This window comes from Thalassospira sp. MBR-102, assembly GCF_040549275.1.
GTDB classification, from domain to species: Bacteria; Pseudomonadota; Alphaproteobacteria; order Rhodospirillales; family Thalassospiraceae; genus Thalassospira; species Thalassospira xiamenensis.
In genome coordinates this window covers 85,204-107,101 of sequence record NZ_JBEPTC010000006.1, presented here as the reverse complement: position 1 = coordinate 107,101, position 21,898 = coordinate 85,204, and the positions used below count along the sequence as shown (strand labels likewise).

The window sequence follows — 21,898 nt, the reverse complement described above, 5'->3', positions numbered from 1 at the left end:
ATGCCACACAAACACTGACCGGGTTAAATCCATAATATCATGCAAAATGCTGGATAATTCGTTCTGCCAGCGCCCGCGCCACACCGTTCTTACCCTGACGAGGCCAAGTTTCGTCACTGGTGGCATCCACCCCGGAAATCAGGAAAATTTCATTATGATCACCGCCAAAGGTCCCGGTTCCAGGGGCGACATCATTTGCAAGAATCCAGTCACACCCCTTGCGCGCCCGTTTGGCGCGGGCATGTTCGATGACATTTTCCGTTTCGGCAGCGAAACCAACAACCAATTGCGGGCGTTTAGGACCTTTCTGGCTGAGTGTCGCCAAAATATCCGGATTTTCCGAAAGCTTCAGGTCTGCAATCACACCAGAGCCATCTTTTTTAAGCTTCTGACCTGCTTCTTCGGCCACGCGCCAATCTGCAACTGCGGCAGCACAAACCGCAATATCGGCGGGCAGGGCGGCCAGCACCGCATCAAGCATCTGGCGGGCTGTTTCAATACGCACAACTTTGACACCCATCGGATCAGGCAGGCTTACCGGGCCGCTAACCAGCGTCACATCTGCACCGGCCGCAGCAAGAGCCGCGGCAATCGCATGCCCTTGCTTGCCCGAAGACCGGTTGGCAATGTAGCGCACCGGATCAATCGGCTCGTATGTCGGACCACTGGTTACAACGGCCTTTTTCCCTGAAAGCGGTTTTGAAACCGGCTGTCCTTCAAGAAAATCAACAACCGCTGCGATGATTTCAGCAGGTTCTGCCAAACGACCCGATCCGGTTTCACCACAAGCCAGATCACCCGCCGCCGGCCCGACACACATCACGCCACGCCCTTCAAGGGTCGCGATATTTGCCTGTGTCGCCGCATGGTTCCACATTTCGACATTCATCGCCGGAACGACCATCACCGGCTTGTTGGTAGCCAACAGGGCCGTCGTTGCAAGATCACCCGCCTGTCCGGTGGCCATTTTCGCAAGGATATCGGCACTTGCCGGAGCGACCAGAACAAGGTCGGCCTCACGCGACAGGCGGATATGGCCCATTTCGGCCTCATCGGTCAGAGAAAAAAGATCCTGATAAACCTTGTTCTCGGTCAGGGCGGCCACCGACAGCGGTGTAACGAACTCTGCACCGCCTTTGGTCAGGATCGCGCGGATATTAATATCTCGGTCGCGCAACCGCCGGATCACCTCAAGAACCTTATAGGCGGCAATGCCGCCCGAGATGATCAGAAGGATATTTTTTCCTGCCTGCACTGTGGTTACCAGCTATTTACGTTGAAGAAGTGTGATTAACCTACCTTCTCCGTTGATTGCGCGCAAGCGTCCAAAGTGATCAGAAAAAACGCCACAGGTTCGTAAAACCCATGGCGCCATTTCTTTGTTGATTTTCAATTACTTATCAGGGAACAGTATAAAGCATTCCAAACCAGCGCCACCGTCCATTCGGCCCCATCGAAGTACAGTTGATCCGCCACCGCCCCGATGAAACTGGGGCATCCAGACGGATTTCAACCCGCTCATCGCCCAGCCGATTCATGGTCGGTTCGCCCTCGGAAGGGTAACAGGCTATGTGGGCTGCCTTCTGCTTAAGGGTGAAGCCGAATGCTGGCGGATTACGTTCAAGCGTGTAATTTGGCGGTGTCACATCGCTGACCGATAACGGGAGGGAATTTGCCGCCAGAATAAAGCGGTCCATTTCGCCGTAATTCTCGTTCATGGCAAAGCGCGGCAAATACATCATATCCGATTCCGTACTCATCGCGCCGCTTTGCTGGCCAAATGCCGCCTTGTAACCGGCTTCCTTGACCGCGGTGACAACTTCGTCGCTGGCCTCGCCATACGGATATGCAAAGATGTCCGGTACAAAGCCCAGTTCTTCCTTGAAACGCTGCGCCGAATGCGCAAGTTCGGCCTTCACTTCCTCGATTGGCAAGCTTGGCAAGTGCGAATGATGCTGGCTGTGACCGCCAATGGTTACCCCGTCTTTGACCAGTACGCGCAACATATCCCAGGTCATGTAGTTCTCGTACCCGGCATCAACCTGCTCGGTCGCGACGAATACCGTCATCGGGATATTGTGCTTTTTAAAGGCTGGCCACGCAACGTCATAAACCGAACGGTAGGCGTCATCGACCGTAATACCTACGGCATAATCGGGAAGTCCTTTGCCATTTTGCATGGCATCAATGATTTCCGGGATGCCCATGACCGTATATTTGCCACTTGTCAGTTCGCGGATATGGGCTTCGAACTGCGGACCACGAATATTGGTCGACGGGAAATCGGTTTCCGCGAACCGATGATACATAAACACAACGGCCGACGTCGCATCACCCGATGGTGCCTGTACGTCACCGGAGGCATCATTGTTGCTTTGGCGATTATCAGACTGCAACACATCAGCAGCAGGACGTTGGATTTCCGTTGCAGTACCGCTTGTATCGGCATTCTGAGCCATGCCCGGCGAGACACCAAATGTCAGACCGACCGCAAAGGCCGTGCCGAATACCATGCAACGAAACATGTTTGCGCGTTTGGCGCGCGCAACAGCATCAGAAGTTTGCTGCCCATTGGTCTGTGCTTGCATTGCCACATCCATCTTTTTGCGACCCCACTCATTGGTCACTGCAGCCCCCAAAACCACAGTCTTCATTTTATGGTTTCCGGTAATTATGTTTTTTGTGAACCTACCAGCGAACCAATTGTTTTTCCACAATTTCGTCACTCGGCTTGTGTATAGTTTACTGCAACCTACCTGAAGGGCACTCAATTCAACCGCAGTATTAACGGAGATTCGCATGCTGGATTCAGACGCACTGGACATTCTTTTCAATGAAGCTCGAACCCACAATGGCTGGCAGGATCGCGATGTCGACACAGCGCTTCTGAAAAAGGCGTGGGACATTACGGTTATGGGCCCGACCAGCGCCAACTGCGAACCGATGCGCATCAAGTTTGTTAAATCACAGGACGCCAAACAACGTCTGGAACCGGCACTTTCCGAAGGAAATCGGGAAAAAACCCTGGCAGCTCCGGTCACAGCCATCATTGCCTATGACATGGAATTCCATGAAAAATTACCGAAACTGTTCCCGCATACAGATGCAAAATCGTGGTTTTCAGGCAATGATGACCTGATTGCCACCACTGCGTTTCGTAACGGAACATTACAGGCAGCCTACTTCATTCTGGCGTTACGTGCCCTTGGACTTGATTGCGGCCCGATGTCAGGCTTTGACAATGCCAAGGTTGATGGAGAATTCTTCGCGGGCACGTCGGTCAAAAGCAATTTCCTGATCAATATCGGCTATGGCGACCCCTCAAAACTGTTTGATCGCAGCCCTCGCCTAGCGTTTGACGAAGGTGCCGAAATTATCTGATTTCTATCTGAAGTCGAAACCGACGCGGGATGGCCGCGCTGGCGCATTCGCAGATTTTTTGGCAAAATCGGATTATACACCTGTATGATCAGGGTTCAGACGACGTATTTTTTCAAGCTTTTCCGATACTTGAAAACTGTCATCTAACTTTTATTTGATCTTTACCGGCGCATAATCATTTTAGTCGAAATTTTTTGCATGCGTTAATGCGTACCCTCTGGGGTACCCGACATCAGGAGCATCCTTTGGGCTTTCGCCAGTTGTTAATGACCGCATTTGCGGTTGCATTCCCGAATGCTGCGATCTTTATCGTACTGGCATCGATGGAATTGCTTGGCTGGGGCACAGCGATTCTGTGTGCGGTCTTGGCGTGGGTCGGTGTCGCCGGGGTTTTACGTATCTATTTCGATGATCTGCGCCGTGTTGCGCGTTACGCCACCGCATTGCGTGACAAGTTCCGCGGCACCCCGCCACAGCATCTTTTTTTCGGTGCGGCGTCCGAGCTGTCGTCCCTTTATACCCAGATCACCAACGCATTTCGCGAACGCATCGCCCATCTTGAAGCCCAGACCAGCACCGATGCCGAAATCCTTGATCACCTGCCGAACCCGGTTGTGATGGTCAACCGGCAACGCGTTGTGACCGGTTTTAACCAGGCGGCACGCGGCCTGTTCCACAATCTGGAAATCGGTCGCGATCTGACACGCTATATCCGTGATCCGATCCTGCTTGATGCCTTTGATGATGTCGCGGGCGAACGCGAACAGATGAAACATGCCGAATTCGTTCTGGCAAGCGACGCCCATCGTCATTTCGATGTTCTGACCGCGCGCCTGCCAGCCGCAACCGGGGACCGGAACTTTGTTCTGTCCTTCTCGGACCTGACAGAGCTTCGCAAACTTGAACAGATGCGTGCCGATTTCGCGACCGATGCCGGGCATGAACTACGCACCCCGCTTTCGGTGTTGCTGGGCTTTATCGAAACGCTTGAAGGCCCGGCAAAGGACGATCCCGATGCGTTGCACCAGTTCCTGCCGGTCATGCGTGATCAAGGCCAGCGTATGCAGCACCTGATCGAAGATTTGCTGTCACTTGCAAGGATCGAGCTGAACGAACATACACCGCCATCTGATGATTGTGATATAGGCAAGATCATCGACAAAGTCGCCCAGACACTGGCGATGAAAGCCGAAGCCAAAGGCATGGAAATCAAGATTTCCTGTGACCTCGACAACACCGAAATTGTTGGCGAAGAAAAGGAAATGACCCAGGTTTTTGTCAATCTGGTCGAAAACGCCATCAAATACGGACATCCCAAAACCAGTATCGATGTATCGATCACACTGGCCCAAAAGACCCCGGGTGCATTGGCCCGTTACCGGCATGACCGTGTTCTGGCCGTTGCCGTCCGGGATCATTCCGACGGAATCGCACGCGAACATCTGCCACGCCTGACTGAACGGTTTTACAGGGTCGATACGGCACGGTCGCGTGCCGTTGGTGGCACCGGTCTTGGTCTCGCCATCGTCAAACATCTGGTGCAACGCCACCGTGGCACCATGATCATCGACAGCGAACAGGGGGTTGGTTCGGTATTCACTGTCTATCTGCCCGCCAAGGCCAGCGATAATATCCGCAAACTCCATACCGCCTGAACCGCTTTGGGCAACAATCACATATCCATGCAGAACAGGATTTCATGACCTGCGGCAGCAGTACTCGCATCTCTGCGTTCAATTTCGCGAAATCCCAATTTTCGATACATCCCGGCAGCACTTCCGGCCTGAAGATAAACAATATCGAAGTCAAAACGTTTTGCTTCTTGCAGGATACGCTCGACAAGCGTTTTTGCAATGCGCATCCCGCGATAGCGGTAAAGCGTATAGACTGCAGCAATCCATGGGGTTTTATCCGGCCATTCCTGCCCATCCTGCGGCCAAAGGCTAATCATCCCGATCGGCAGGTTGGTATCGCGGTTGATCGCCAGAAGAGTCATCGGAAGACCGTCCTTCTGACTGCATTGAGCAAAGTAAGCCCTGGCATTTTCAAGACTACTCTCAAGCTTTTGCACGCCCCAACGCCCATATGCCCAAGCCGCACAGGCATCAACGCAATCAGGCCTGTCTGCCAGATAAACAATGTCATATGACATGACCGTACCCATTCAATATACATGCCCTAATTATAGTCCAAGATCAAACCGCGCAGAGTTAAAGTAAAAGGGCTAGCAACATCGTGCTAGCCCTTTGCGTATCTGCCCTAATCGAACATCTCGATTACAAAATAAACTTCGAAAGATCCGCATCCTTGGCAAGGCCATCGACCTGCTCGCGGACGTAATTCGCATCAATCTTAATCGTTTCACCGCCGCGGTCGGTTGCGGTAAAGCTGATGTCATCCAGAAGCTTTTCCAACACCGTATGCAGTCGACGTGCGCCGATATTTTCCACCGTTTCATTGACGCTGGCCGAAATACGGGCAAGTTCATCAACCGCATCGTCGGCGAATTCCAGCGTAACATCCTCGGTTTTCAGCAGTGCGACATACTGCTTGATCAGCGATGCTTCCGGTTCCAGCAGAATACGGCGGAAATCTTCCTCGGTCAGGGCTTTCAACTCGACCCGGATTGGCAAACGGCCCTGCAATTCCGGCAGCAGGTCCGATGGCTTTGAAAGATGAAATGCCCCCGAACAGATAAACAGGATATGGTCGGTTTTGACCGTACCATGTTTGGTCGAGACACTTGTCCCTTCGATCAACGGCAGCAAATCGCGCTGCACACCTTCGCGCGATACATCACCGCCACGCTCGGAACGCGCGGTGATCTTATCGATCTCGTCAAGGAACACGATACCATTCTGTTCAACGTTTTCGATGGCCTCGGCGGTGACCTTGTCCATATCCAGAAGCTTGTCGCCTTCCTCGTCTATCAGGCGCTCAAACGCTTCCTCGACGGTCATGCGTTTTGGTTTGGTCTGACCGCCGAATGCCTTGCCGAACACGTCCGACAGGTTCAGCATCCCCATCTGTGCGCCCGGCATGCCGGGAATATCGATGGTCGGCATCGAAGAAGAACTGTTTTCCTGAACAGGGATTTCAATTTCCTTGTCCTGCAATTCGCCTTCTCGCAGCATCTTGCGGAATTTCTGACGGGTATCAGCCGAGGCATTTTCACCAACCAGACCATCAAGAATGCGTTCCTCGGCCTGCATTTCGGCCTTGGCACGGACTTTCTTGCGCATGCTTTCACGCGTCAGGTCCAGCGACACTTCCAGAAGGTCACGAACGATCTGTTCAACATCACGACCGACATAACCAACTTCGGTGAATTTGGTGGCTTCGATCTTGATGAACGGGGCCTCTGCCAGTTTGGCAAGACGCCGGGCGATTTCGGTTTTGCCAACACCGGTCGGGCCGATCATCAGAATATTTTTGGGTAGCACTTCATTGCGCATCGTGTCGTCAAGCTGCTGGCGGCGCCAACGGTTGCGCAAGGCAATGGCGACCGCCCGCTTGGCATCTTTCTGACCGATGATATGGCGATCGAGCTCGGATACGATCTCGCGCGGGCTGAAATGTTGGGTCATTAAATTTATCCGTTAGTTCTTGCGACGGAAATGCGATGTCAGGCCCGAAACGGCACCCTTATTTCGCATCCTCGATCTTTTCCAGCGTAACGCTGTCATTGGTATAAACACAGATATCACCGGCAATCGCCATGGCTTTGCGGGCAATTTCCTCGGCACTCAGGTCCAGATCAATCAGGGCCCGCGCCGCGGCAAGTGCATAATTCCCGCCCGATCCGATGGCGATAATGCCGTCTTCCGGTTCAAGAACATCGCCCATTCCGGTCAGGACCAGCGAAACATCCTTGTCGGCCACGGCCATCATTGCTTCAAGCTTGCGCAGATAGCGATCCGTGCGCCAGTCCTTGGCCAGTTCGACACAGGCGCGCATGGTCTGGCCTGGATGACGATCCAGCTTGGCTTCAAGACGTTCCAAAAGGGTAAAGGCATCCGCCGTCGCCCCGGCAAATCCGACGATGATCTCGCCTTTCTGGCCGATGCGGCGCACCTTGCGGGCGTTACCCTTGATCACGGTCTGGCCCAAAGAAACCTGACCGTCACCGGCAACCACCACTTCATTGCCCTTGCGCACCGACAGGATCGTCGTGCCATGCCAGCTCGGCTGAGATTTTTCGCTCATAAATAATCCCTAGATTTTCATCCAATGCGTTCGATCAAGAGTTAGCACGCACAACCGCCCGGTCAAGGGCCAAGCCCCGCGAACCACCATCCCCGGATCACAAACACTGTTTCAATGCGACGGAACAGAAAAAATTCAGGACGTATCACCGCCACATGCTTTACCCTTGGACCATAAAAGAATTTCAAAGAACGAAGGAAAATGATCATGAGCAATCCTGACCTTGCCCAAACCCATCTTGGCAAATGCATTCTGGCCGGTCAGGGCAGGATCAAGGCCGATCTGGTCCTGCGCAATATCGGATTGCTTGATGTCATCACCGGTAAGGTAACTGAAACCGATATTGCCATTGTGGGTGACCGGATTGTTGGTACGCATGCCACATACGAGGGCGATCGCGAAATTGACTGTGCCGGTAAATTCGCCGTACCGGGCTTTATCGACACGCACCTGCATATCGAAAGCTCGCTTGTCACGCCGTTTGAATTTGATCGCTGCGTCTTGCCGCACGGTGTGACCACGGTCCTGTGTGACCCACATGAAATTGCCAATGTGCTGGGAGCGGACGGGATCAGATACTTCCTGGATTGCGCCGAACGGTCCGTGATGGATATCCGCGTTAATCTGTCATCGTGCGTTCCGGCAACCGGGTTTGAAACATCGGGTGCGCAGCTTGAAATCGATGATCTTCTGCCATTCCGAAACCATCCCAAGGTCGTCGGGCTGGCCGAAATGATGAATTATCCGGGTGTTCTGAACCTTGATACAGGCATCATGGCAAAACTTGAAGCCTTTCAGGACGGCCATATCGATGGTCACGCCCCGTTGGTACAGGGTACGGCACTGAACGGCTATATGGCCGCGGGCATCCGCACCGATCACGAGGCAACATCAGCCGCCGAAGCACGCGAAAAGCTTGCCAAGGGCATGGCGATCCTGATCCGCGAAGGGTCTGTTTCAAAGGATCTTGAGGCACTTGCCGAAATTCTGGATGAAAATACGTCAAGCTTCGTCGCACTGTGCACAGATGACCGCAATCCGCTTGATATTGGTGAAGAAGGTCATCTTGATAGTCTTATTGAGCGATTAATTGGTCATTTAAAAGCACGTAATTGCCCGATCCATCATGTCTATCGCGCCGCATCGCATTCAGCGGCCCGTATTTTCGGCTTGCGTGACCGCGGACTGATCGGGCCTGGCTGGCGGGCCGATATCGCCATACTTGATGATTTGGAAACCTGTGCGGTCAGCGATGTGATTGCCGGTGGCCGTCTGGTCACCAACGGTCTGTTTGATGCCCGCGAAACAGTTGCGCCAATTGGCTTGACCTCGATGAAGGCCAAACCGGTCACCGCCGAGGCATTCATGGCCGAACCCAAACCGGGTCAGAACCAAACGCCTGTGATACGCGTCAAACCGGGCCTGATCCTGACCTTCCGGGATGAAGCCACCCTTGAAATTGGCGATAACGGCCTGAAACCCGATCTTGAAAACGATGTGATCAAGGTGGCCGTCGTCGAACGTCACGGCAAGAACGGCAATATCGGGCGCAGTTTCGTCCGTGGTTTTGGTTTGAAACGCGGGGCAATTGCATCTTCGGTCGGGCATGACAGCCACAATATCACTGTGGTTGGTGCCAATGACGCCGACATGGCCGCCGCGGTCAATCGCCTGATTGAACTGGGTGGCGGCTTTGCCGTTGCAGATGGAGGCAGGATCAAGGCCGAACTGGCGTTGCCCGTTGCCGGACTGATGAGTACGGAACCGTTTGAGGTGGTCGAGAATGACTTGATCACGCTGCGCGCTGCCGCCAAGGATCTTGGTTGCATCCTGCCAGAACCGTTCCTGCAGGTCGCTTTCCTGGCCTTGCCGGTAATCCCGCACCTGAAAATGACGGACAAGGGCCTGTTTGACGTCGACAAGTTCGACTTTGTCTAAGCCATCAAACCGGACAGTTTAACAATGACAAATACCGGTTACGTTTTGTGGCCAATACTTAGCCGGTTAAACTGGCTTTTCGCTGCTGTTATTGCTAAATACGACCCAACAGATGCATTGATACCTGCAGGAAAGGAGCTTTGCATGCGCAAGGCCCGCGTAGAGCGCAATACCAACGAAACACAGATCACGGTCGAGCTTAATCTTGACGGGACCGGCATATACGATGTCGAGACTGGGATTGGCTTCCTTGATCACATGCTCGAACAGCTTTCACGCCACAGCCTGATGGACCTTAAAGTCCGGGCCAAGGGCGACCTGCATATCGATTTCCATCACACCACCGAAGATACAGGCATCGCAATCGGTCAGGCGTTTTCGCAAGCACTGGGCGATAAAAAGGGCATCAATCGTTACGGCAGTTGCTTGCTTCCGATGGACGAGGCACTGACACGTGTGGCGCTGGATTGCTCAAACCGTCCTTATCTGATCTGGAATGTCGAGTTTACTCGCGACAAGGTCGGGGATATGGACACCGAACTGTTCCGCGAATGGTTCCAGGGCTTTGCACAGGCTGCTGGCCTGACGCTGCATGTTGAAAATCTGTATGGCGATAACAACCATCATATCGTCGAAAGTGCCTTTAAGGCGCTGGCACGATCCCTGCGCGCCGCGATCGAGATCGATCCGCGCAAATCCGATGCCATTCCCTCGACCAAGGGTGTTCTCGGCGGGTCGCTTTAACCCGCCAGATGCCCCTGGTATGATCCGAATGACCGGGTGATGCATCACCTGGAACAGGAAGTCGGTTTTCGATGAAGGTTTACACAGTCCATACCCATCCCGGCGATGCCAATCCGATGGAAAATGCGATCCTGATCCGCGAAGGCTTTAATTTCTGGGCCTTTATTTTTAGCGGCATCTGGGCGCTTTATCATCGTTTGTGGGCCGCTTTTTTTGGTCTGATCGGCGTATCGCTGATTTGCAATCTTGTGATCTATCTATTCGATGGCGGTCCGGAAATGGATTTTGCCCTCGCCCTTGCGACCGGCATCGGTTTTGGCCTGATTGCCAATGACTTGCGGCGCAAAAAGCTCGCGGCCGGTGGCTGGAAGCTTGTCGAAATTGTCGCAGGCCCCAACGAAAATGCAGCCGAACATCGTTTCTTTGATCGCCTGCGTGGCGGACGCGCTGTTCACGATACCCTGCAAAATGTTGCGCCCACCCCCTTATCCGGGAGCACCCCCTACCCATGAGTGTTGCGATTATCGATTACGGTTCAGGCAACCTGCGTTCTGCTGCCAAGGCGTTTGAACGCGCGGCCCGCGAAACCGGCATTTCCGCCGATATCATTGTCACCGATGATCCGGAAAAGGTCCGCAATGCCAGCCATATCGTCCTGCCCGGTGTTGGTGCCTATGCCGATTGCCGTGCCGGCCTTGATGCCGTTACCGGCATGGTCGAAGTTCTGAACGAGCAGGTCATCAAAGGTGGTAAGCCATTCTTTGGCATTTGTGTCGGCATGCAGTTGATGTCGACGGTTGGTCGCGAATTTGCCGACACCCCGGGTCTTGACTGGATCAAGGGCGAAGTGGTTGCAATTGAACCCGCAGACCCGTCGCTTAAAATCCCGCATATGGGCTGGAACGAGCTGGTCCTTGATCTGTCTGGCAAATCGCATTCCGTGTTGTCGGGTGTATCGGATGGCGATCATGCCTATTTCGTGCACAGTTATCACATGCATGTTCAAAATCCGGATGAACGGCTGGTATCGGTCGATTATGGTGGCGCGCTTACGGCGATGATCGGGCGCGACAACATGATCGGTACCCAGTTCCATCCGGAAAAAAGCCAGAAAACGGGACTTACCATCATTGGTAACTTCCTGGGATGGAAACCATGACCGCACCCAGCAATACGATCGAACCCGGTGTTACCGCCGAACGCGTTACGGAACTGAGCGCGGGCGACCTTTCCGACATCGTTGATGCCTGTACCCAGGCAATCGTCGAAGGCGGAGGTTTTGGCTGGCTGACCCCGCCGGATCGTCCGGATATGGAAAAATACTGGCGCGGCGTTTTGCTGATGCCGGGGCGTCATCTGTTTGTATCGCGCGTTGACGGCGTGATTTCCGGGGCCGCCCAGTTGCTTGAAACGCCGTCCAACCTTGAAGCACAACGGCATTCGGCCCAGATCACCGGCCATTTCGTGGCACCGTGGGCGCGCGGGCGCGGGAATGGCAAGGCCATCGTGCGCAGCATCGAATTTTATGCGCGCGAACGCGGTTATTCGGTTTTGAAACTTGATCTTCGTGAAACCCAGACTGCTGCCATCGCACTTTATAACGGGCTGGGTTATGTCCGTTGGGGCATCAATCCCTATTACGCAATGGTCAACGGTAAAATGGTCGAAGGTTACTACTACACCAAGAAAATACAGGACACTGACCAGTGAATCTCTATCCGGCAATCGACCTTAAAGATGGTGCATGCGTTCGCCTGCTGCGCGGTGATATGGACAAGGCCACCGTATTCAACAACGATCCGGGTGCACAGGCCGGTGAATTTGTCGCTGCCGGCTGTCATTGGGTCCATATCGTCGATCTGAACGGTGCTTTTGCCGGTGAACCGGTCAATGGAGCCGCGGTTGACCGCATCCTTGCCGCAGTCGCAGGCAAGGCCAAAACCCAGCTTGGCGGCGGTATCCGCACGATGGAAACGGTTGATTACTGGCTTAACAAGGGCATCACCCGTGTGATCCTTGGCACTGTCGCCCTGCGTAATCCAGATTTTGTCAAAGAAGCCTGTGCAAAATGGCCGGGTCGTATTGCGGTTGGCATTGACGCCCGCGATGGCTATGTCGCGGTTGAAGGTTGGGCCGAAACATCCGAAGTCACCGCGCTTGAGCTCGCTCAGAAATTCGAGGATTGCGGTGTCACCGCAATCATCTTTACCGATATTGACCGCGATGGTGCAATGGGCGGCCCGAATATCGAAAGCACGGTAGCCCTTGCCAGCGCGATTTCGACCCCGGTAATCGTATCGGGCGGGGTTTCATCGCTGGATGATCTGATTGCAGTTGCCAAACATACCGATGCCGGGATTGACGGCGCGATTTCCGGACGCGCACTTTACGATGGCCGGATTGATCTGGCAGAAGCTATCAGGGCATTGTCCTAAGCGGACCCAAACAGGAAACCGACCATGCTGAAAACCCGTGTCATTCCCTGTCTCGACGTCAAGGACGGTCGCGTCGTCAAGGGAGTCAATTTCGTTGATCTGATTGATGCCGGCGATCCAGTGGAACAAGCACGTATCTATGACGCCGAAGGCGCAGACGAGCTTTGTTTCCTTGATATCACCGCATCAAGCGACAATCGCGATACCATTTTCGACGTTGTTGCCCGCACCGCCGAGGCATGCTTTATGCCCGTCACAGTCGGTGGCGGCGTGCGTTCGCTTGAAGATATTCGCAAACTGCTTTTGGCAGGTGCCGACAAGGTTTCGATCAATACGGCCGCGGTCAATAACCCCGATTTCGTGCGCGAAGCGGCACGCAAGTTCGGATCACAATGTATTGTGGTTTCGATTGACGCCAAATCGACCGGCCCGGACAAGTTTGAAATCTTTACCCATGGTGGTCGCAAACCAACCGGGATTGACGCCGTTTCGTTTGCAAAACAAATGACGGAATATGGCGCCGGGGAACTCCTGGTCACCTCGATGGATCGCGATGGCACCAAGTCGGGCTTTAACCTGCCGCTGACGCGATCAATTGCGGATGCCGTACATGTGCCGGTGATTGCATCGGGCGGTGTCGGGACGCTGGACCATATGGTCGAAGGTGTGACCGAAGGCCATGCCTCGGCGGTTCTGGCTGCCTCGATCTTCCATTTCGGGACCTATCGTATCCGCGAGGTCAAGGACCACATGAAAGCCGCCGGCATCCCGGTCCGCGAGGGGTGATTATGACTGATAAACATATCCTTGATCAGCTTTACACTGTGATTGCCGCCCGCAAGGGTGCCGATCCAGAAACGAGCTACACCGCCAGACTTTTTGCCAAGGGCACGGCAAAAATCGCCCAGAAAGTTGGCGAAGAAGGCGTTGAAACCGTGATCGCGGCCCTTGCCGAAACCCCGGAAAAAGTGGCATCCGAAAGTGCCGACCTGCTCTATCATCTGACTGTTCTTTGGGCCGATCAGGGGGTAAAACCGGAAGATGTATGGAACATACTGGCCGAACGCCAGGGTATTTCCGGTATTGCCGAAAAGGCATCCCGCACCGATAAATAGGGTCATATCCCGTCAAGATCAGGAGCATCCCCATGGCCGTCTCTGCCTATGATCCGCAAAACATCTTTGCCAAAATTCTTCGTGGCGAAATCCCGTGCAACAAGGTTTTTGAGGACGATCACGTCCTTGCCTTTCACGACATCGCCCCGCAGGCCCCGACCCATATCCTTGTGATCCCGAAGGGTGCCTATACCAGCTATGACGACTTTGCAGCCAATGCATCGGACGCAGAAGTTATCGCCTATACACGCGCAATCGGCAAAATCACCGCCGCGGCAGGCGTTGTCGAGGACGGTTATCGCCTGATCGCCAATACCCGCGACCATGGCCGCCAGGACGTCCCGCATCTTCATGTCCATATCATCGGCGGCAAAAAGCTGGGCCTGATGTTGCCAAAAGACTAAGGTTAACGCCTGCAAGACTAGAATTCGGGGCAGGGCGGCTATGGCGTCCCTGCCTTTTTGATTTACCGGAATGTCATGATCCGAGATATCTCGTCCGCCGCTAAGATTTTCCAAAGCCTTCCGGGTGACTGGACGCTTGTGCGAGATATTGGTCCCACAGGAAAGTTCAAAGGCGATGTGACTTTTCGTCTGATAGAGCCTGAAAAGACCGGAATTATACGCTATCGGGAGGAAGGAGTTCTTGAGCGCGGGGATGGCAAACGCTTTGACGGTTACCGCGAATACGACTTCGTTCTGCATGAAGACCCGCCCGGGATTGAGCTTCTGTTTCGCGATCCGTTAAGCTTTGGCAATCGCTATGTCCTGCTGCAATTTGGAGAGAATGCTGCCGATGTGCTTTGTGCACGAGACATTCATCCCTGTGGTGATGATTTTTATCATCATTGCATGATCTGGCATGATGAAAATCATTTCGAAACTAAAATAAAAATAACTGGCCCGAAGAAAGACCATTTGTTGCACAGCATTTATCTTCGAAAACCAAAGGCCTAGGCCGCAGCAATTTCCTTAACGTTACGAGGTTCACATGTCACTGCCCCCGTTCCATCTGGCATTTCCGATTAAATCGATTGCCGATACACGCGCGTTTTATATCGATATCCTTGGCTGTGACGAAGGTCGTTCGACCGAGGCATGGATTGATTTTGATTTCTTTGGTCATCAGCTTTCTGCCCATGTTCGCCCCGAAGCAGGACAAAATGCCGGCGCGGGGAATGTGGATGGTGATGCGGTGCCAATCCCGCATTTTGGCGCGGTTCTGGAATGGGATAAATGGCATGATCTGGCAGATCGCCTGAAAGAAGCGGGGGTTAAATTCCTGCTGGAGCCGAAAATCCGCTTTAAAGATGAACCGGGCGAACAGGGAACTTTCTTTGTGGAAGACCCGGCCGGCAATGGTCTGGAATTCAAGACATTCCGCGATCCGGCGATGATTTTTGCGCATTAATTGGCATTTCAGGCAGAGATGATCAGACTTTGGCTTTGATGTCGCGGAACGCTTTGCCCTGCAATGCGTTATATGATCAGGTAATATGAGCGATGCCGGTTCTGATCGGTATCCGCGACATCCCTAAATCGTCGATCCACATCATCCGTCCGTCAGGAGAATTGCCCATGTCCGCCGCCAGTTCCGCCAATGCTACCCGCAAAACCCCCAGCATCCTGATTGCGGCGGCGGGCGAGGATGATCGCTGGAAAGAGGCCATGGTCGCCCGCCTGCAGGATGCAAATATCGTCACACAATGTGAAAATTACGATCCCAAAACGATTGATTTTGCCTTGTTGTGGAAACAGCCGCAGGGATTGCTTAAAAGCCTGACGGGACTTCAGGCGATCTTCTCACTTGGCGCGGGTGTTGATCATGTACTTTCAGCGCCCAGCCTTCCGACAGAAGTGCCAGTCATTCGCCTTGAAGATGCCGGTATGGCCGATCAGATGGTGCAATATCATCTGTATGCCGCGCTGCATTTCATGCGCGATTTCGATATTTATGCCCGTCAGCAGGCCAAGGCCGATTGGACCCAGCACGATGTCGCACGTATTTCGAAATGCCGGGTCGGGGTGATGGGGCTGGGTGCACTTGGTGCGGCGGTCGCCACCGCCCTGACCCAGCTTGGCTTTGCCGTATCCGGCTGGAGCCGCACGATGAAGGCGATTGATGGCATCACCACCTATGCCGGGGCCGAAACCCTCAACGAGTTCCTTGGACAATCCGACATCCTGGTTTGCATGTTGCCGCGTACCGCCGAAACCGAGGGCGTTTTGAACGGAAACACTCTGTCCCAATTGCCAAAAAATGCCGCAGTGATCAATGCCGCGCGCGGTGCGATGATTGTGGAGGCGGATCTTCTGCGCCTGATCGATACCGGGCATCTGCGCGGGGCGTTCCTTGATGTGGCGGTAACCGAACCGCTACCCGAAAGCCACCCGTTCTGGGATCATTCGAAAATCCGCATCACGCCGCATATCGCGGCCGCGACACGGATTGAGGAATCGGTCGATCAGATCGCCGAAAATATTGATCGCATCTCACGCGGCGAAACCCCGCGCGGCCTTGTTGATCGTAAAACAGGATATTAAGCCGCATCGTTGGTAAAGGAGCAGAATGGTTGGCTATGCCAGTCCATTCTGCCTGCCAACGTTAGTCACCTCGAACCGCAATCAGCTTGCCATCAGTCCTTCGATCCCATTGGCAAAAAGCTGCCCCAGCCAGTCGGTAAATACCCGAACGCGCGGTGAAAGTTGCCTGTTATGTGGATACAGCACCGATACAGGCATCGATTCCGGCGGATATTGCGGCAGGATTTCGACCAGCCGACCAGCCTTCAGATCGGCCACCGCGCGGTAATACGGGACCTGAATGATCCCAAGCCCGGCAATAGCCGCCGCGATATATAAATCCGCCCCGGTCACGGAAATATTGGCAGGAATCTCCACCTGCCGCACAAGACCGTCAATCGTGAAATCAATCGGCATCGACTTGGCATCCGCACCGGAAAGGAAGGAAACAACCCGGTGTCCCTGGCGTTCAAAATCCTCGATCCGCTCGGGCATGCCATATTTTTCAAGATAGCCGGGACTTGCAACCGTCACCTCGGGCATTGTTGCCAAACGACGGCTGATCATGGATGAATCGACCAGTTCCCCACTGCGCAAAACGCAATCATATCCCTCATGAACCAGATCGACATACCGATCACCATCCGCCACCACAAGCGTGATATCAGGATATTCATCCATAAAGCCCGGCAGGGCCGGAATGACAAACATCCGGGCCAGTGTCCCCTGAAGATTGACGCGCAAAAGCCCCTTGGGCGCACAAGGCCGAAAAAGGCCGTCGGCTTCCTCCAGCTCGCCCAGTATCCGGATACAGCGCTTGTAATAAGCTTCGCCGTCCAGAGTTGGTCGAACCTGCCGGGTGGTGCGATTCAGAAGCCGAGTACCCAACCGTTCTTCAAGGCGCTGAATGGCGTTGGTCATCGTGGCGCGTGGTATCTGAAGATCCGTCGCTGCTTTGGTAAAGCTTCTGCGCTCGACAATTCGAACGAAGTTGCGCATTTCCTCAAACCGGTCCATCGCATTTCAAATTGTTATGATTTATCGAACAGTATTGTCGATTATGGGGTAATTATCCCAAATGTCATCCGGTTCATACTCCGCCCATCGAAATTGGTTCATCACCAGGCAGGAAAACCGACATGACAAATGCAAATGAAACCAGAACCGCCATTATCACCGGTGCCGCACGTGGCATTGGTGTGGCCCTTGCCAAACGCTTGGCACAGAATGGCTTTGCCGTTGTTATCAACTATGCCAACAGTGCCAACAGCGCAAACGCCCTTGTCGACGAACTGACAACAAGCGGCCATCAGGCGATGGCAATCAAGGCCGATATCACCGATGCCGATGCCGTCAAACAGATGTTCGATCACGCCGAAACCCGTTTTGGCGGGGTTGATGTCATCGTCAATAATGCTGGCGTCATGACCACACAGCCGATCTCGGAAATGAGTGACGCGGTCTATGACTCGATGATGGATACCAATGTACGCGGTACCTTCAACATGCTGCGCGAGGGGGCCAAACGCCTGCGCAATAACGGTCGGGTAATCAACTTTTCAACCACGGCCCTTCATCTGAAATTGCCGGGTTATGCGGTCTACAATGCAACCAAGGCGGCGGTTGAAGCCATGACAGGTGTTTATGCCAAGGAACTGCGCGGCCGCAATATCACGGTCAATGCCGTAGCCCCCGGCCCGGTTGCTACCGAGCTGTTCCTGAACGGCAAGACCGACGAACAGATTACGCAGTTTTCCAAAATGCCGCCACTTGAACGCCTCGGACAGCCAGAAGATATCGCCGGTGTTGTCTCCTTCCTGGCTGGGCCGGATTCCGATTGGGTCAATGGACAGACGCTGCGCGCCAATGGCGGCCTTGCCTGATCCCGATCATTAAATTGATTGCCCTGCCGCTTTTCCCAGATCCCGCGCGACAGGGTGATTACGCAAAGGTGCCGTCCTGCAAACATGAGGACGGCACCTTTGCCGTTCTACGAATGGCCCTATTGCCAAAACAGCGACAAGAAACTCGCAAAAACTCCACCGAGCAAATTGGCAAGCCCCTGATTTTAACCCATGATGGCACCTCGACCCGAACAAGGATGCCTTTATGACCGATATTACCTTCCGCTACGCCACCCACGAAGACCTCCCGGCCATCGTTGCGCTTCTGGCCGATGACGAAAAGGGCAAAACCCGCGAAGAACTGCGCGATCCGCTGCCTGATGTCTATTATGCCGCGTTCGATGCCATGCAAAGCCAAAGCACCGAAGCCCTTCCCAACAAATACCTGCTGGCGTGTCGCGGTGATGATATTGTTGGCTGTCTGCAACTGACCCTGATTGCCGGGCTTTCGCGCAAAGGCCGTCTGCGTGCGCAGATCGAAGGGGTGCGGGTGTCGTCAAAATGTCGCGGTCAGAATGTGGGGAAAAAGCTGATTACCGAATCCATTTCGATTTCGAAATTACTTGGTGCATCGCTTGTGCAATTCACAACCGATAAAAGCCGAAAGGATGCGCACCGCTTTTACGAACGGCTCGGCTTTGTCGCCAGCCACGAAGGCATGAAAAAGGAAATCTGAGGTTTTCTGTCATAGTAATGGCAATATTTCTCAGCCTTATCATGCTATGATTGAAATCCCACGAAACACCGGCAAACGGAGCTTACACCATGAATCTCTCCGAACTGCAGGAAATTGCCACACTTAAGGGCTTCACCCATCATTTCAGTGCGGCTGGAAACCATGTTACCTGCGATGGCAAGGAAGTAAGCTATTCCGCCAATGATCTGACTATTATCGACAGTCGATCCGTCGATAGCGGCACCGATCCGGGTGATGATGCGACGCTTTATATGATCGAGGCCTGCGACGGTACGCGTGGCACCCTGATCGTACCGAGCAGTTTTTACACAGAACATGAAAAAGCCGAACTGATTGACCATTTGCGAAGTCAGCAACGCGAGAGCAAATCGGGCAATCCTTAATCCTGACGGAACAGTCATTCTCTTTGCGCGTTTATGAAACACGGATATCAAAACGAGCAAGGAGCCAAGTCATGAATCTCGCAGAACTGCAGGAAAATGCCATCCGCCACGGCTTTTCGCATCAATTCGTTTATGAAGATGGCGTATTACGTTGTGATGGGGGCGGCCCGGTCTATGATCCGGCAGATCTGAAAATCGTGCACAGCAACAGTGTCGATGCAGGTACCGATCCAGGGGATGATGCCACCCTTTATATGATCGAAGCCCGCGATGGCACCAAGGGAATGATGATCATCCCTTCAAGTTTCCATACTGATCCAGCCAAGGCACAGTTGATTGATGATCTGCGTCGGAACACACATTAATCGCGATATCCCGGTTTTTCACGTGTTCTCACAAAATGAACACAAACCTGCACTTTTGGCGACATGAAGGATGATGAGATTGACGTCATTATCGAAATTCGATCAAAAGGCAGTAAATGCGATGTCGGACCTGTTGCCGTTTTTTCGGGCCTGGGTGGCCGATCCCAAACGGGTTTCGGCCATTTCCCCCTCCAGTTCGGCATTGGCAGAATTGATTACATCCGAAATTTCCCCCGCAACCGGCTCCGTGCTTGAGCTTGGTCCGGGTACCGGTGTTTTTACACGGGCCCTGATCGCGCGCGGTCTTGATGAGGGCGATCTGACCCTGGTCGAAGCCGGGGCCGAATTTGCCCGATTGCTCTCAGATCGTTATCCACGTGCCAGGGTGCTGCATATGGATGCCAGCCGAATCACCTTAAACCCGCTTTATCCATCCAATGATCTGGGTGCTGCCATCAGCGGCCTGCCATTGCTTTCCATGCGACCCCGCCAAGTGATGGGCGTTTTGAATGGTGCATTCCGTTATCTTGGACCTACCGGTGCCCTCTATCAGTTCACCTATGGCCCGCGCTGCCCGATTCCAAGCACCATTCTTGATCGGATGGGCCTTCGCGCCAGCCGGATCGGAACGATCATGCGCAATGTACCACCATCGTCCGTTTACCGGATTTCCCGTGTTGCCTGATCATCTCCGATAAGCCATATGCCGGTAACCAAGGGCTTCGGCGATATGCCCGCGCTTGACGTTATCCATGCCCGCCAAATCGGCAATCGTGCGGGCAACACGCAAAACACGATGATACCCGCGAGCTGAAAGCTTCATCTGACGCGTGGCATCCTGCAACAAGGCACGCCCATCCTCATCCAGAACCGCTGCTTTTTGCAAGACCTCGCCATCTGCTTCAGCATTGGTCAAAATATTATCATTTTTATATCGTAATGACTGGGTTTCGCGCGCCACCAAAATCCGTTTGCGCACCACCTGCGTCGTCTCGCCCGACGCCGGAAGGTCAAGTTCTTCGGGTGTGACTGCGGGAACATCAATCTGGATATCAAAACGATCCAGAAGCGGGCCGGAAAGCCGCGCCTGATAATCCTCGCCACATCGCGGTGCCCGCGTGCACGCCAGATCATTATCACCCAAATAGCCGCACCTGCAGGGATTCATTGCCGCCACCAGTTGCACGCGCGCCGGATAGGTTACATGCGCATTGGCACGCGCAACCGATACCTGCCCGGTTTCAAGTGGCTGACGCAATGCATCAAGGACATTGCGCTGAAATTCCGGTAATTCATCCAAAAACAGAACGCCATGATGGGCTAAGGAAATCTCGCCAGGGCGAACACGATGGCCACCTGTAAAGAAACATAAAATATGAGACTTACAGGTATGAGAAAAAACAAAGACTTATGGGTGGATTGGCTCACTAAATATGAGACTGTAATACAAAATATGAGACTCAGCGAAAATTACAGCCTTGCTGAAAGTCTTTTTGAAACCCTTAATGACATCTCTGCCGAAACACGCGGCGCACGTGAAATTCGGCCAACCGACCGGTCAATAACGGGTTTGCTAAAAGTAGCCCCTGACCAACCACAAATACCCTTCGAATCGTCACTGGAACGCGATTTTGCGATCTTGATGACCGGACGAAGGGGTGTCTTTTCAATCGAGGCGCAGCCGGTCACCATCAGATATCTGGATGACTTTGGCAAAGAACGAACCTACACGCCCGATTTTCTAATCACGCGTTATCGTCATGAGTTGGAGCGACCGGAAACTGGTCTGCACACCATGCTGGTGGAAATCAAATACACTTCCGACCTTAATGGTAAAAATCAGCCAACCCTTTTGCAAAAATTCAAGCACGCAAAACAATGGGCCGAGTTCAAAGGCTGGTCCTTTAGCGTCTTCACCGAAAAAGAAATCCGAACATCAGAACTTGAACGTGCTCGTGAGCTCCTGCCCTACCGTTTTCTGGATTCTGATACTCCGGTAGAATCTGCAATTGACCTGTTTGTCCAGCAGCACAAAGTTGCAACAATCCGGCAAATAACAGATGCGCTTCACAATTTTTCTGAGGAACAGGTTCACACAGAAGTTCTCAAGATGCTTGCGACGCATCAGCTTTTTGCCGATGATGATAGTAGATTAGATGCTGATTTATCGATCTATTTATGATAGTTTCGATATCGTTATGTTTTCTA

General features: G+C 53.4%; 26 protein-coding genes and 1 pseudogene. 20 read left to right on the top strand and 7 right to left on the bottom strand.

All coding sequences use genetic code 11. The annotated features are described in order from the left end of the window. Nucleotides 1-37 precede the first annotated feature (37 nt). Complete coding sequence (gene coaBC / locus ABIE64_RS12305; protein WP_354377591.1) at nucleotides 38-1,255, bottom strand: bifunctional phosphopantothenoylcysteine decarboxylase/phosphopantothenate--cysteine ligase CoaBC; 1,218 nt, start codon at nucleotides 1,253-1,255, stop codon at nucleotides 38-40. A gap of 145 nt (nucleotides 1,256-1,400) precedes the next feature. Next, the gene (locus ABIE64_RS12300; protein ID WP_354377590.1) at nucleotides 1,401-2,654 is read right to left on the bottom strand and encodes a polysaccharide deacetylase family protein; all 1,254 of its coding nucleotides are present in this window, start codon (nucleotides 2,652-2,654) and stop codon (nucleotides 1,401-1,403) included. A gap of 145 nt (nucleotides 2,655-2,799) precedes the next feature. On the opposite strand from ABIE64_RS12300, the gene ABIE64_RS12295 reads away from it, so the two are divergent. Both ABIE64_RS12295 and ABIE64_RS12290 read left to right on the top strand, forming a co-directional pair. Beyond that, complete coding sequence (locus ABIE64_RS12295) at nucleotides 2,800-3,381, top strand: malonic semialdehyde reductase (RefSeq protein WP_354377589.1); 582 nt, start codon at nucleotides 2,800-2,802, stop codon at nucleotides 3,379-3,381. 245 nt (nucleotides 3,382-3,626) lie between these two features. Then, on the top strand, nucleotides 3,627-5,036 hold the full coding sequence (locus ABIE64_RS12290; protein ID WP_354377588.1) for an ATP-binding protein: 1,410 nt from the start codon (nucleotides 3,627-3,629) through the stop codon (nucleotides 5,034-5,036). 17 nt (nucleotides 5,037-5,053) lie between these two features. Here ABIE64_RS12290 and ABIE64_RS12285 read toward each other — a convergent pair whose 3' ends face one another. The 3 genes from ABIE64_RS12285 to hslV all read right to left on the bottom strand — a co-directional run bounded on the left by ABIE64_RS12285 (nucleotide 5,054) and on the right by hslV (nucleotide 7,587). Then, nucleotides 5,054-5,533 (bottom strand): GNAT family N-acetyltransferase, encoded by a 480-nt coding sequence (locus ABIE64_RS12285; protein WP_354377587.1) that lies wholly within the window; start codon nucleotides 5,531-5,533, stop codon nucleotides 5,054-5,056. A gap of 124 nt (nucleotides 5,534-5,657) precedes the next feature. Then, a complete protein-coding gene (gene hslU / locus ABIE64_RS12280; protein WP_007088461.1) occupies nucleotides 5,658-6,968 on the bottom strand; it encodes an ATP-dependent protease ATPase subunit HslU in 1,311 nt (436 codons plus the stop codon). 58 nt (nucleotides 6,969-7,026) lie between these two features. Further along, complete coding sequence (gene hslV / locus ABIE64_RS12275; protein WP_007088462.1) at nucleotides 7,027-7,587, bottom strand: ATP-dependent protease subunit HslV; 561 nt, start codon at nucleotides 7,585-7,587, stop codon at nucleotides 7,027-7,029. A 207-nt stretch (nucleotides 7,588-7,794) separates the two neighbouring features. Here hslV and ade point away from each other — a divergent pair, with 207 nt between their 5' ends. From ade to ABIE64_RS12215, 12 genes are all read left to right on the top strand, one after another. After that, a complete protein-coding gene (gene ade / locus ABIE64_RS12270; protein WP_354377586.1) occupies nucleotides 7,795-9,525 on the top strand; it encodes an adenine deaminase in 1,731 nt (576 codons plus the stop codon). Between the two features lie 144 nt (nucleotides 9,526-9,669). After that, nucleotides 9,670-10,269, top strand: coding sequence for an imidazoleglycerol-phosphate dehydratase HisB (gene hisB / locus ABIE64_RS12265; protein ID WP_007088464.1), 600 nt, complete (start codon nucleotides 9,670-9,672; stop codon nucleotides 10,267-10,269). A gap of 71 nt (nucleotides 10,270-10,340) precedes the next feature. After that, nucleotides 10,341-10,781, top strand: a complete 441-nt coding sequence (locus ABIE64_RS12260; protein WP_063092230.1) for a DUF2628 domain-containing protein — start codon at nucleotides 10,341-10,343, stop codon at nucleotides 10,779-10,781. Next, nucleotides 10,778-11,428: an imidazole glycerol phosphate synthase subunit HisH gene (gene hisH / locus ABIE64_RS12255; RefSeq protein WP_037989080.1), complete on the top strand. Its 651-nt coding sequence runs from the start codon at nucleotides 10,778-10,780 to the stop codon at nucleotides 11,426-11,428. Before ABIE64_RS12260 ends, hisH begins: the two co-directional genes overlap by 4 nt. Further along, the gene (locus ABIE64_RS12250) at nucleotides 11,425-11,979 is read left to right on the top strand and encodes a GNAT family N-acetyltransferase (protein ID WP_037989259.1); all 555 of its coding nucleotides are present in this window, start codon (nucleotides 11,425-11,427) and stop codon (nucleotides 11,977-11,979) included. Before hisH ends, ABIE64_RS12250 begins: the two co-directional genes overlap by 4 nt. Next, nucleotides 11,976-12,704 carry a 1-(5-phosphoribosyl)-5-[(5-phosphoribosylamino)methylideneamino]imidazole-4-carboxamide isomerase gene (hisA, locus tag ABIE64_RS12245; protein WP_037989078.1) on the top strand — a complete coding sequence of 243 codons (729 nt, stop codon included), beginning with the start codon at nucleotides 11,976-11,978 and terminating at the stop codon, nucleotides 12,702-12,704. Before ABIE64_RS12250 ends, hisA begins: the two co-directional genes overlap by 4 nt. Before the next feature lie 24 nt (nucleotides 12,705-12,728). Beyond that, complete coding sequence (gene hisF / locus ABIE64_RS12240; protein WP_063092231.1) at nucleotides 12,729-13,490, top strand: imidazole glycerol phosphate synthase subunit HisF; 762 nt, start codon at nucleotides 12,729-12,731, stop codon at nucleotides 13,488-13,490. Between the two features lie 2 nt (nucleotides 13,491-13,492). Beyond that, nucleotides 13,493-13,819: a phosphoribosyl-ATP diphosphatase gene (locus ABIE64_RS12235; RefSeq protein ID WP_007088470.1), complete on the top strand. Its 327-nt coding sequence runs from the start codon at nucleotides 13,493-13,495 to the stop codon at nucleotides 13,817-13,819. 32 nt (nucleotides 13,820-13,851) lie between these two features. After that, nucleotides 13,852-14,223 (top strand): histidine triad nucleotide-binding protein, encoded by a 372-nt coding sequence (locus ABIE64_RS12230; protein WP_063092232.1) that lies wholly within the window; start codon nucleotides 13,852-13,854, stop codon nucleotides 14,221-14,223. 75 nt (nucleotides 14,224-14,298) lie between these two features. Beyond that, complete coding sequence (locus ABIE64_RS12225; protein WP_354377584.1) at nucleotides 14,299-14,775, top strand: DUF6314 family protein; 477 nt, start codon at nucleotides 14,299-14,301, stop codon at nucleotides 14,773-14,775. A 34-nt stretch (nucleotides 14,776-14,809) separates the two neighbouring features. Then, entirely contained in the window at nucleotides 14,810-15,229 is a 420-nt protein-coding gene (locus ABIE64_RS12220; protein WP_063092234.1) for a VOC family protein, read from the top strand. Between the two features lie 167 nt (nucleotides 15,230-15,396). Beyond that, nucleotides 15,397-16,362, top strand: a complete 966-nt coding sequence (locus ABIE64_RS12215) for a 2-hydroxyacid dehydrogenase (protein ID WP_065702163.1) — start codon at nucleotides 15,397-15,399, stop codon at nucleotides 16,360-16,362. 81 nt (nucleotides 16,363-16,443) lie between these two features. Here the strand turns inward: ABIE64_RS12215 and ABIE64_RS12210 are convergent, their stop codons facing one another. Next, nucleotides 16,444-17,340, bottom strand: coding sequence for a LysR family transcriptional regulator (locus ABIE64_RS12210; RefSeq protein WP_414718090.1), 897 nt, complete (start codon nucleotides 17,338-17,340; stop codon nucleotides 16,444-16,446). Between the two features lie 140 nt (nucleotides 17,341-17,480). On the opposite strand from ABIE64_RS12210, the gene ABIE64_RS12205 reads away from it, so the two are divergent. From ABIE64_RS12205 to ABIE64_RS12185, 5 genes are all read left to right on the top strand, one after another. Then, nucleotides 17,481-18,224: an SDR family oxidoreductase gene (locus ABIE64_RS12205; protein ID WP_063092237.1), complete on the top strand. Its 744-nt coding sequence runs from the start codon at nucleotides 17,481-17,483 to the stop codon at nucleotides 18,222-18,224. A gap of 226 nt (nucleotides 18,225-18,450) precedes the next feature. After that, complete coding sequence (locus tag ABIE64_RS12200) at nucleotides 18,451-18,921, top strand: GNAT family N-acetyltransferase (protein WP_063092238.1); 471 nt, start codon at nucleotides 18,451-18,453, stop codon at nucleotides 18,919-18,921. A gap of 89 nt (nucleotides 18,922-19,010) precedes the next feature. After that, complete coding sequence (locus ABIE64_RS12195; RefSeq protein WP_063092239.1) at nucleotides 19,011-19,325, top strand: hypothetical protein; 315 nt, start codon at nucleotides 19,011-19,013, stop codon at nucleotides 19,323-19,325. A gap of 71 nt (nucleotides 19,326-19,396) precedes the next feature. Continuing rightward, nucleotides 19,397-19,690, top strand: coding sequence for a hypothetical protein (locus tag ABIE64_RS12190; RefSeq protein WP_063092240.1), 294 nt, complete (start codon nucleotides 19,397-19,399; stop codon nucleotides 19,688-19,690). A gap of 73 nt (nucleotides 19,691-19,763) precedes the next feature. Next, nucleotides 19,764-20,375: a class I SAM-dependent methyltransferase gene (locus ABIE64_RS12185; protein WP_063092241.1), complete on the top strand. Its 612-nt coding sequence runs from the start codon at nucleotides 19,764-19,766 to the stop codon at nucleotides 20,373-20,375. Here the strand turns inward: ABIE64_RS12185 and ABIE64_RS12180 are convergent. Further along, a pseudogene (locus tag ABIE64_RS12180) lies at nucleotides 20,376-21,047 on the bottom strand (ATP-binding protein); the annotation flags it as partial. 33 nt (nucleotides 21,048-21,080) lie between these two features. Between ABIE64_RS12180 and ABIE64_RS12175 the strand changes: the two are divergent. Continuing rightward, entirely contained in the window at nucleotides 21,081-21,872 is a 792-nt protein-coding gene (locus ABIE64_RS12175) for a TnsA endonuclease N-terminal domain-containing protein (protein WP_354377583.1), read from the top strand. Nucleotides 21,873-21,898: the final 26 nt, after the last annotated feature.

Excerpts from the sequence above, each read along its gene's own strand:
- ABIE64_RS12285 (WP_354377587.1), bottom strand. The coding sequence starts at position 5,533 with ATGTCATATGACATTGTTTATCTGGCAGACAGGCCTGATTGCGTTGAT.
- ABIE64_RS12230 (WP_063092232.1), top strand. The coding sequence starts at position 13,852 with ATGGCCGTCTCTGCCTATGATCCGCAAAACATCTTTGCCAAAATTCTT.
- ABIE64_RS12200 (WP_063092238.1), top strand. The coding sequence starts at position 18,451 with ATGACCGATATTACCTTCCGCTACGCCACCCACGAAGACCTCCCGGCC.
- ABIE64_RS12295 (WP_354377589.1), top strand. The coding sequence starts at position 2,800 with ATGCTGGATTCAGACGCACTGGACATTCTTTTCAATGAAGCTCGAACC.
- ABIE64_RS12225 (WP_354377584.1), top strand. The coding sequence starts at position 14,299 with ATGATCCGAGATATCTCGTCCGCCGCTAAGATTTTCCAAAGCCTTCCG.
- ABIE64_RS12195 (WP_063092239.1), top strand. The coding sequence starts at position 19,011 with ATGAATCTCTCCGAACTGCAGGAAATTGCCACACTTAAGGGCTTCACC.
- ABIE64_RS12250 (WP_037989259.1), top strand. The coding sequence starts at position 11,425 with ATGACCGCACCCAGCAATACGATCGAACCCGGTGTTACCGCCGAACGC.
- hslV (WP_007088462.1), bottom strand. The coding sequence starts at position 7,587 with ATGAGCGAAAAATCTCAGCCGAGCTGGCATGGCACGACGATCCTGTCG.
- ABIE64_RS12220 (WP_063092234.1), top strand. The coding sequence starts at position 14,810 with ATGTCACTGCCCCCGTTCCATCTGGCATTTCCGATTAAATCGATTGCC.
- ade (WP_354377586.1), top strand. The coding sequence starts at position 7,795 with ATGAGCAATCCTGACCTTGCCCAAACCCATCTTGGCAAATGCATTCTG.
- ABIE64_RS12210 (WP_414718090.1), bottom strand. The coding sequence starts at position 17,340 with ATGCGCAACTTCGTTCGAATTGTCGAGCGCAGAAGCTTTACCAAAGCA.
- hisH (WP_037989080.1), top strand. The coding sequence starts at position 10,778 with ATGAGTGTTGCGATTATCGATTACGGTTCAGGCAACCTGCGTTCTGCT.
- hslU (WP_007088461.1), bottom strand. The coding sequence starts at position 6,968 with ATGACCCAACATTTCAGCCCGCGCGAGATCGTATCCGAGCTCGATCGC.
- hisF (WP_063092231.1), top strand. The coding sequence starts at position 12,729 with ATGCTGAAAACCCGTGTCATTCCCTGTCTCGACGTCAAGGACGGTCGC.
- ABIE64_RS12190 (WP_063092240.1), top strand. The coding sequence starts at position 19,397 with ATGAATCTCGCAGAACTGCAGGAAAATGCCATCCGCCACGGCTTTTCG.
- ABIE64_RS12185 (WP_063092241.1), top strand. The coding sequence starts at position 19,764 with ATGAGATTGACGTCATTATCGAAATTCGATCAAAAGGCAGTAAATGCG.
- ABIE64_RS12175 (WP_354377583.1), top strand. The coding sequence starts at position 21,081 with ATGAGAAAAAACAAAGACTTATGGGTGGATTGGCTCACTAAATATGAG.
- hisB (WP_007088464.1), top strand. The coding sequence starts at position 9,670 with ATGCGCAAGGCCCGCGTAGAGCGCAATACCAACGAAACACAGATCACG.
- ABIE64_RS12205 (WP_063092237.1), top strand. The coding sequence starts at position 17,481 with ATGACAAATGCAAATGAAACCAGAACCGCCATTATCACCGGTGCCGCA.
- ABIE64_RS12215 (WP_065702163.1), top strand. The coding sequence starts at position 15,397 with ATGTCCGCCGCCAGTTCCGCCAATGCTACCCGCAAAACCCCCAGCATC.
- ABIE64_RS12260 (WP_063092230.1), top strand. The coding sequence starts at position 10,341 with ATGAAGGTTTACACAGTCCATACCCATCCCGGCGATGCCAATCCGATG.
- ABIE64_RS12235 (WP_007088470.1), top strand. The coding sequence starts at position 13,493 with ATGACTGATAAACATATCCTTGATCAGCTTTACACTGTGATTGCCGCC.
- ABIE64_RS12300 (WP_354377590.1), bottom strand. The coding sequence starts at position 2,654 with ATGAAGACTGTGGTTTTGGGGGCTGCAGTGACCAATGAGTGGGGTCGC.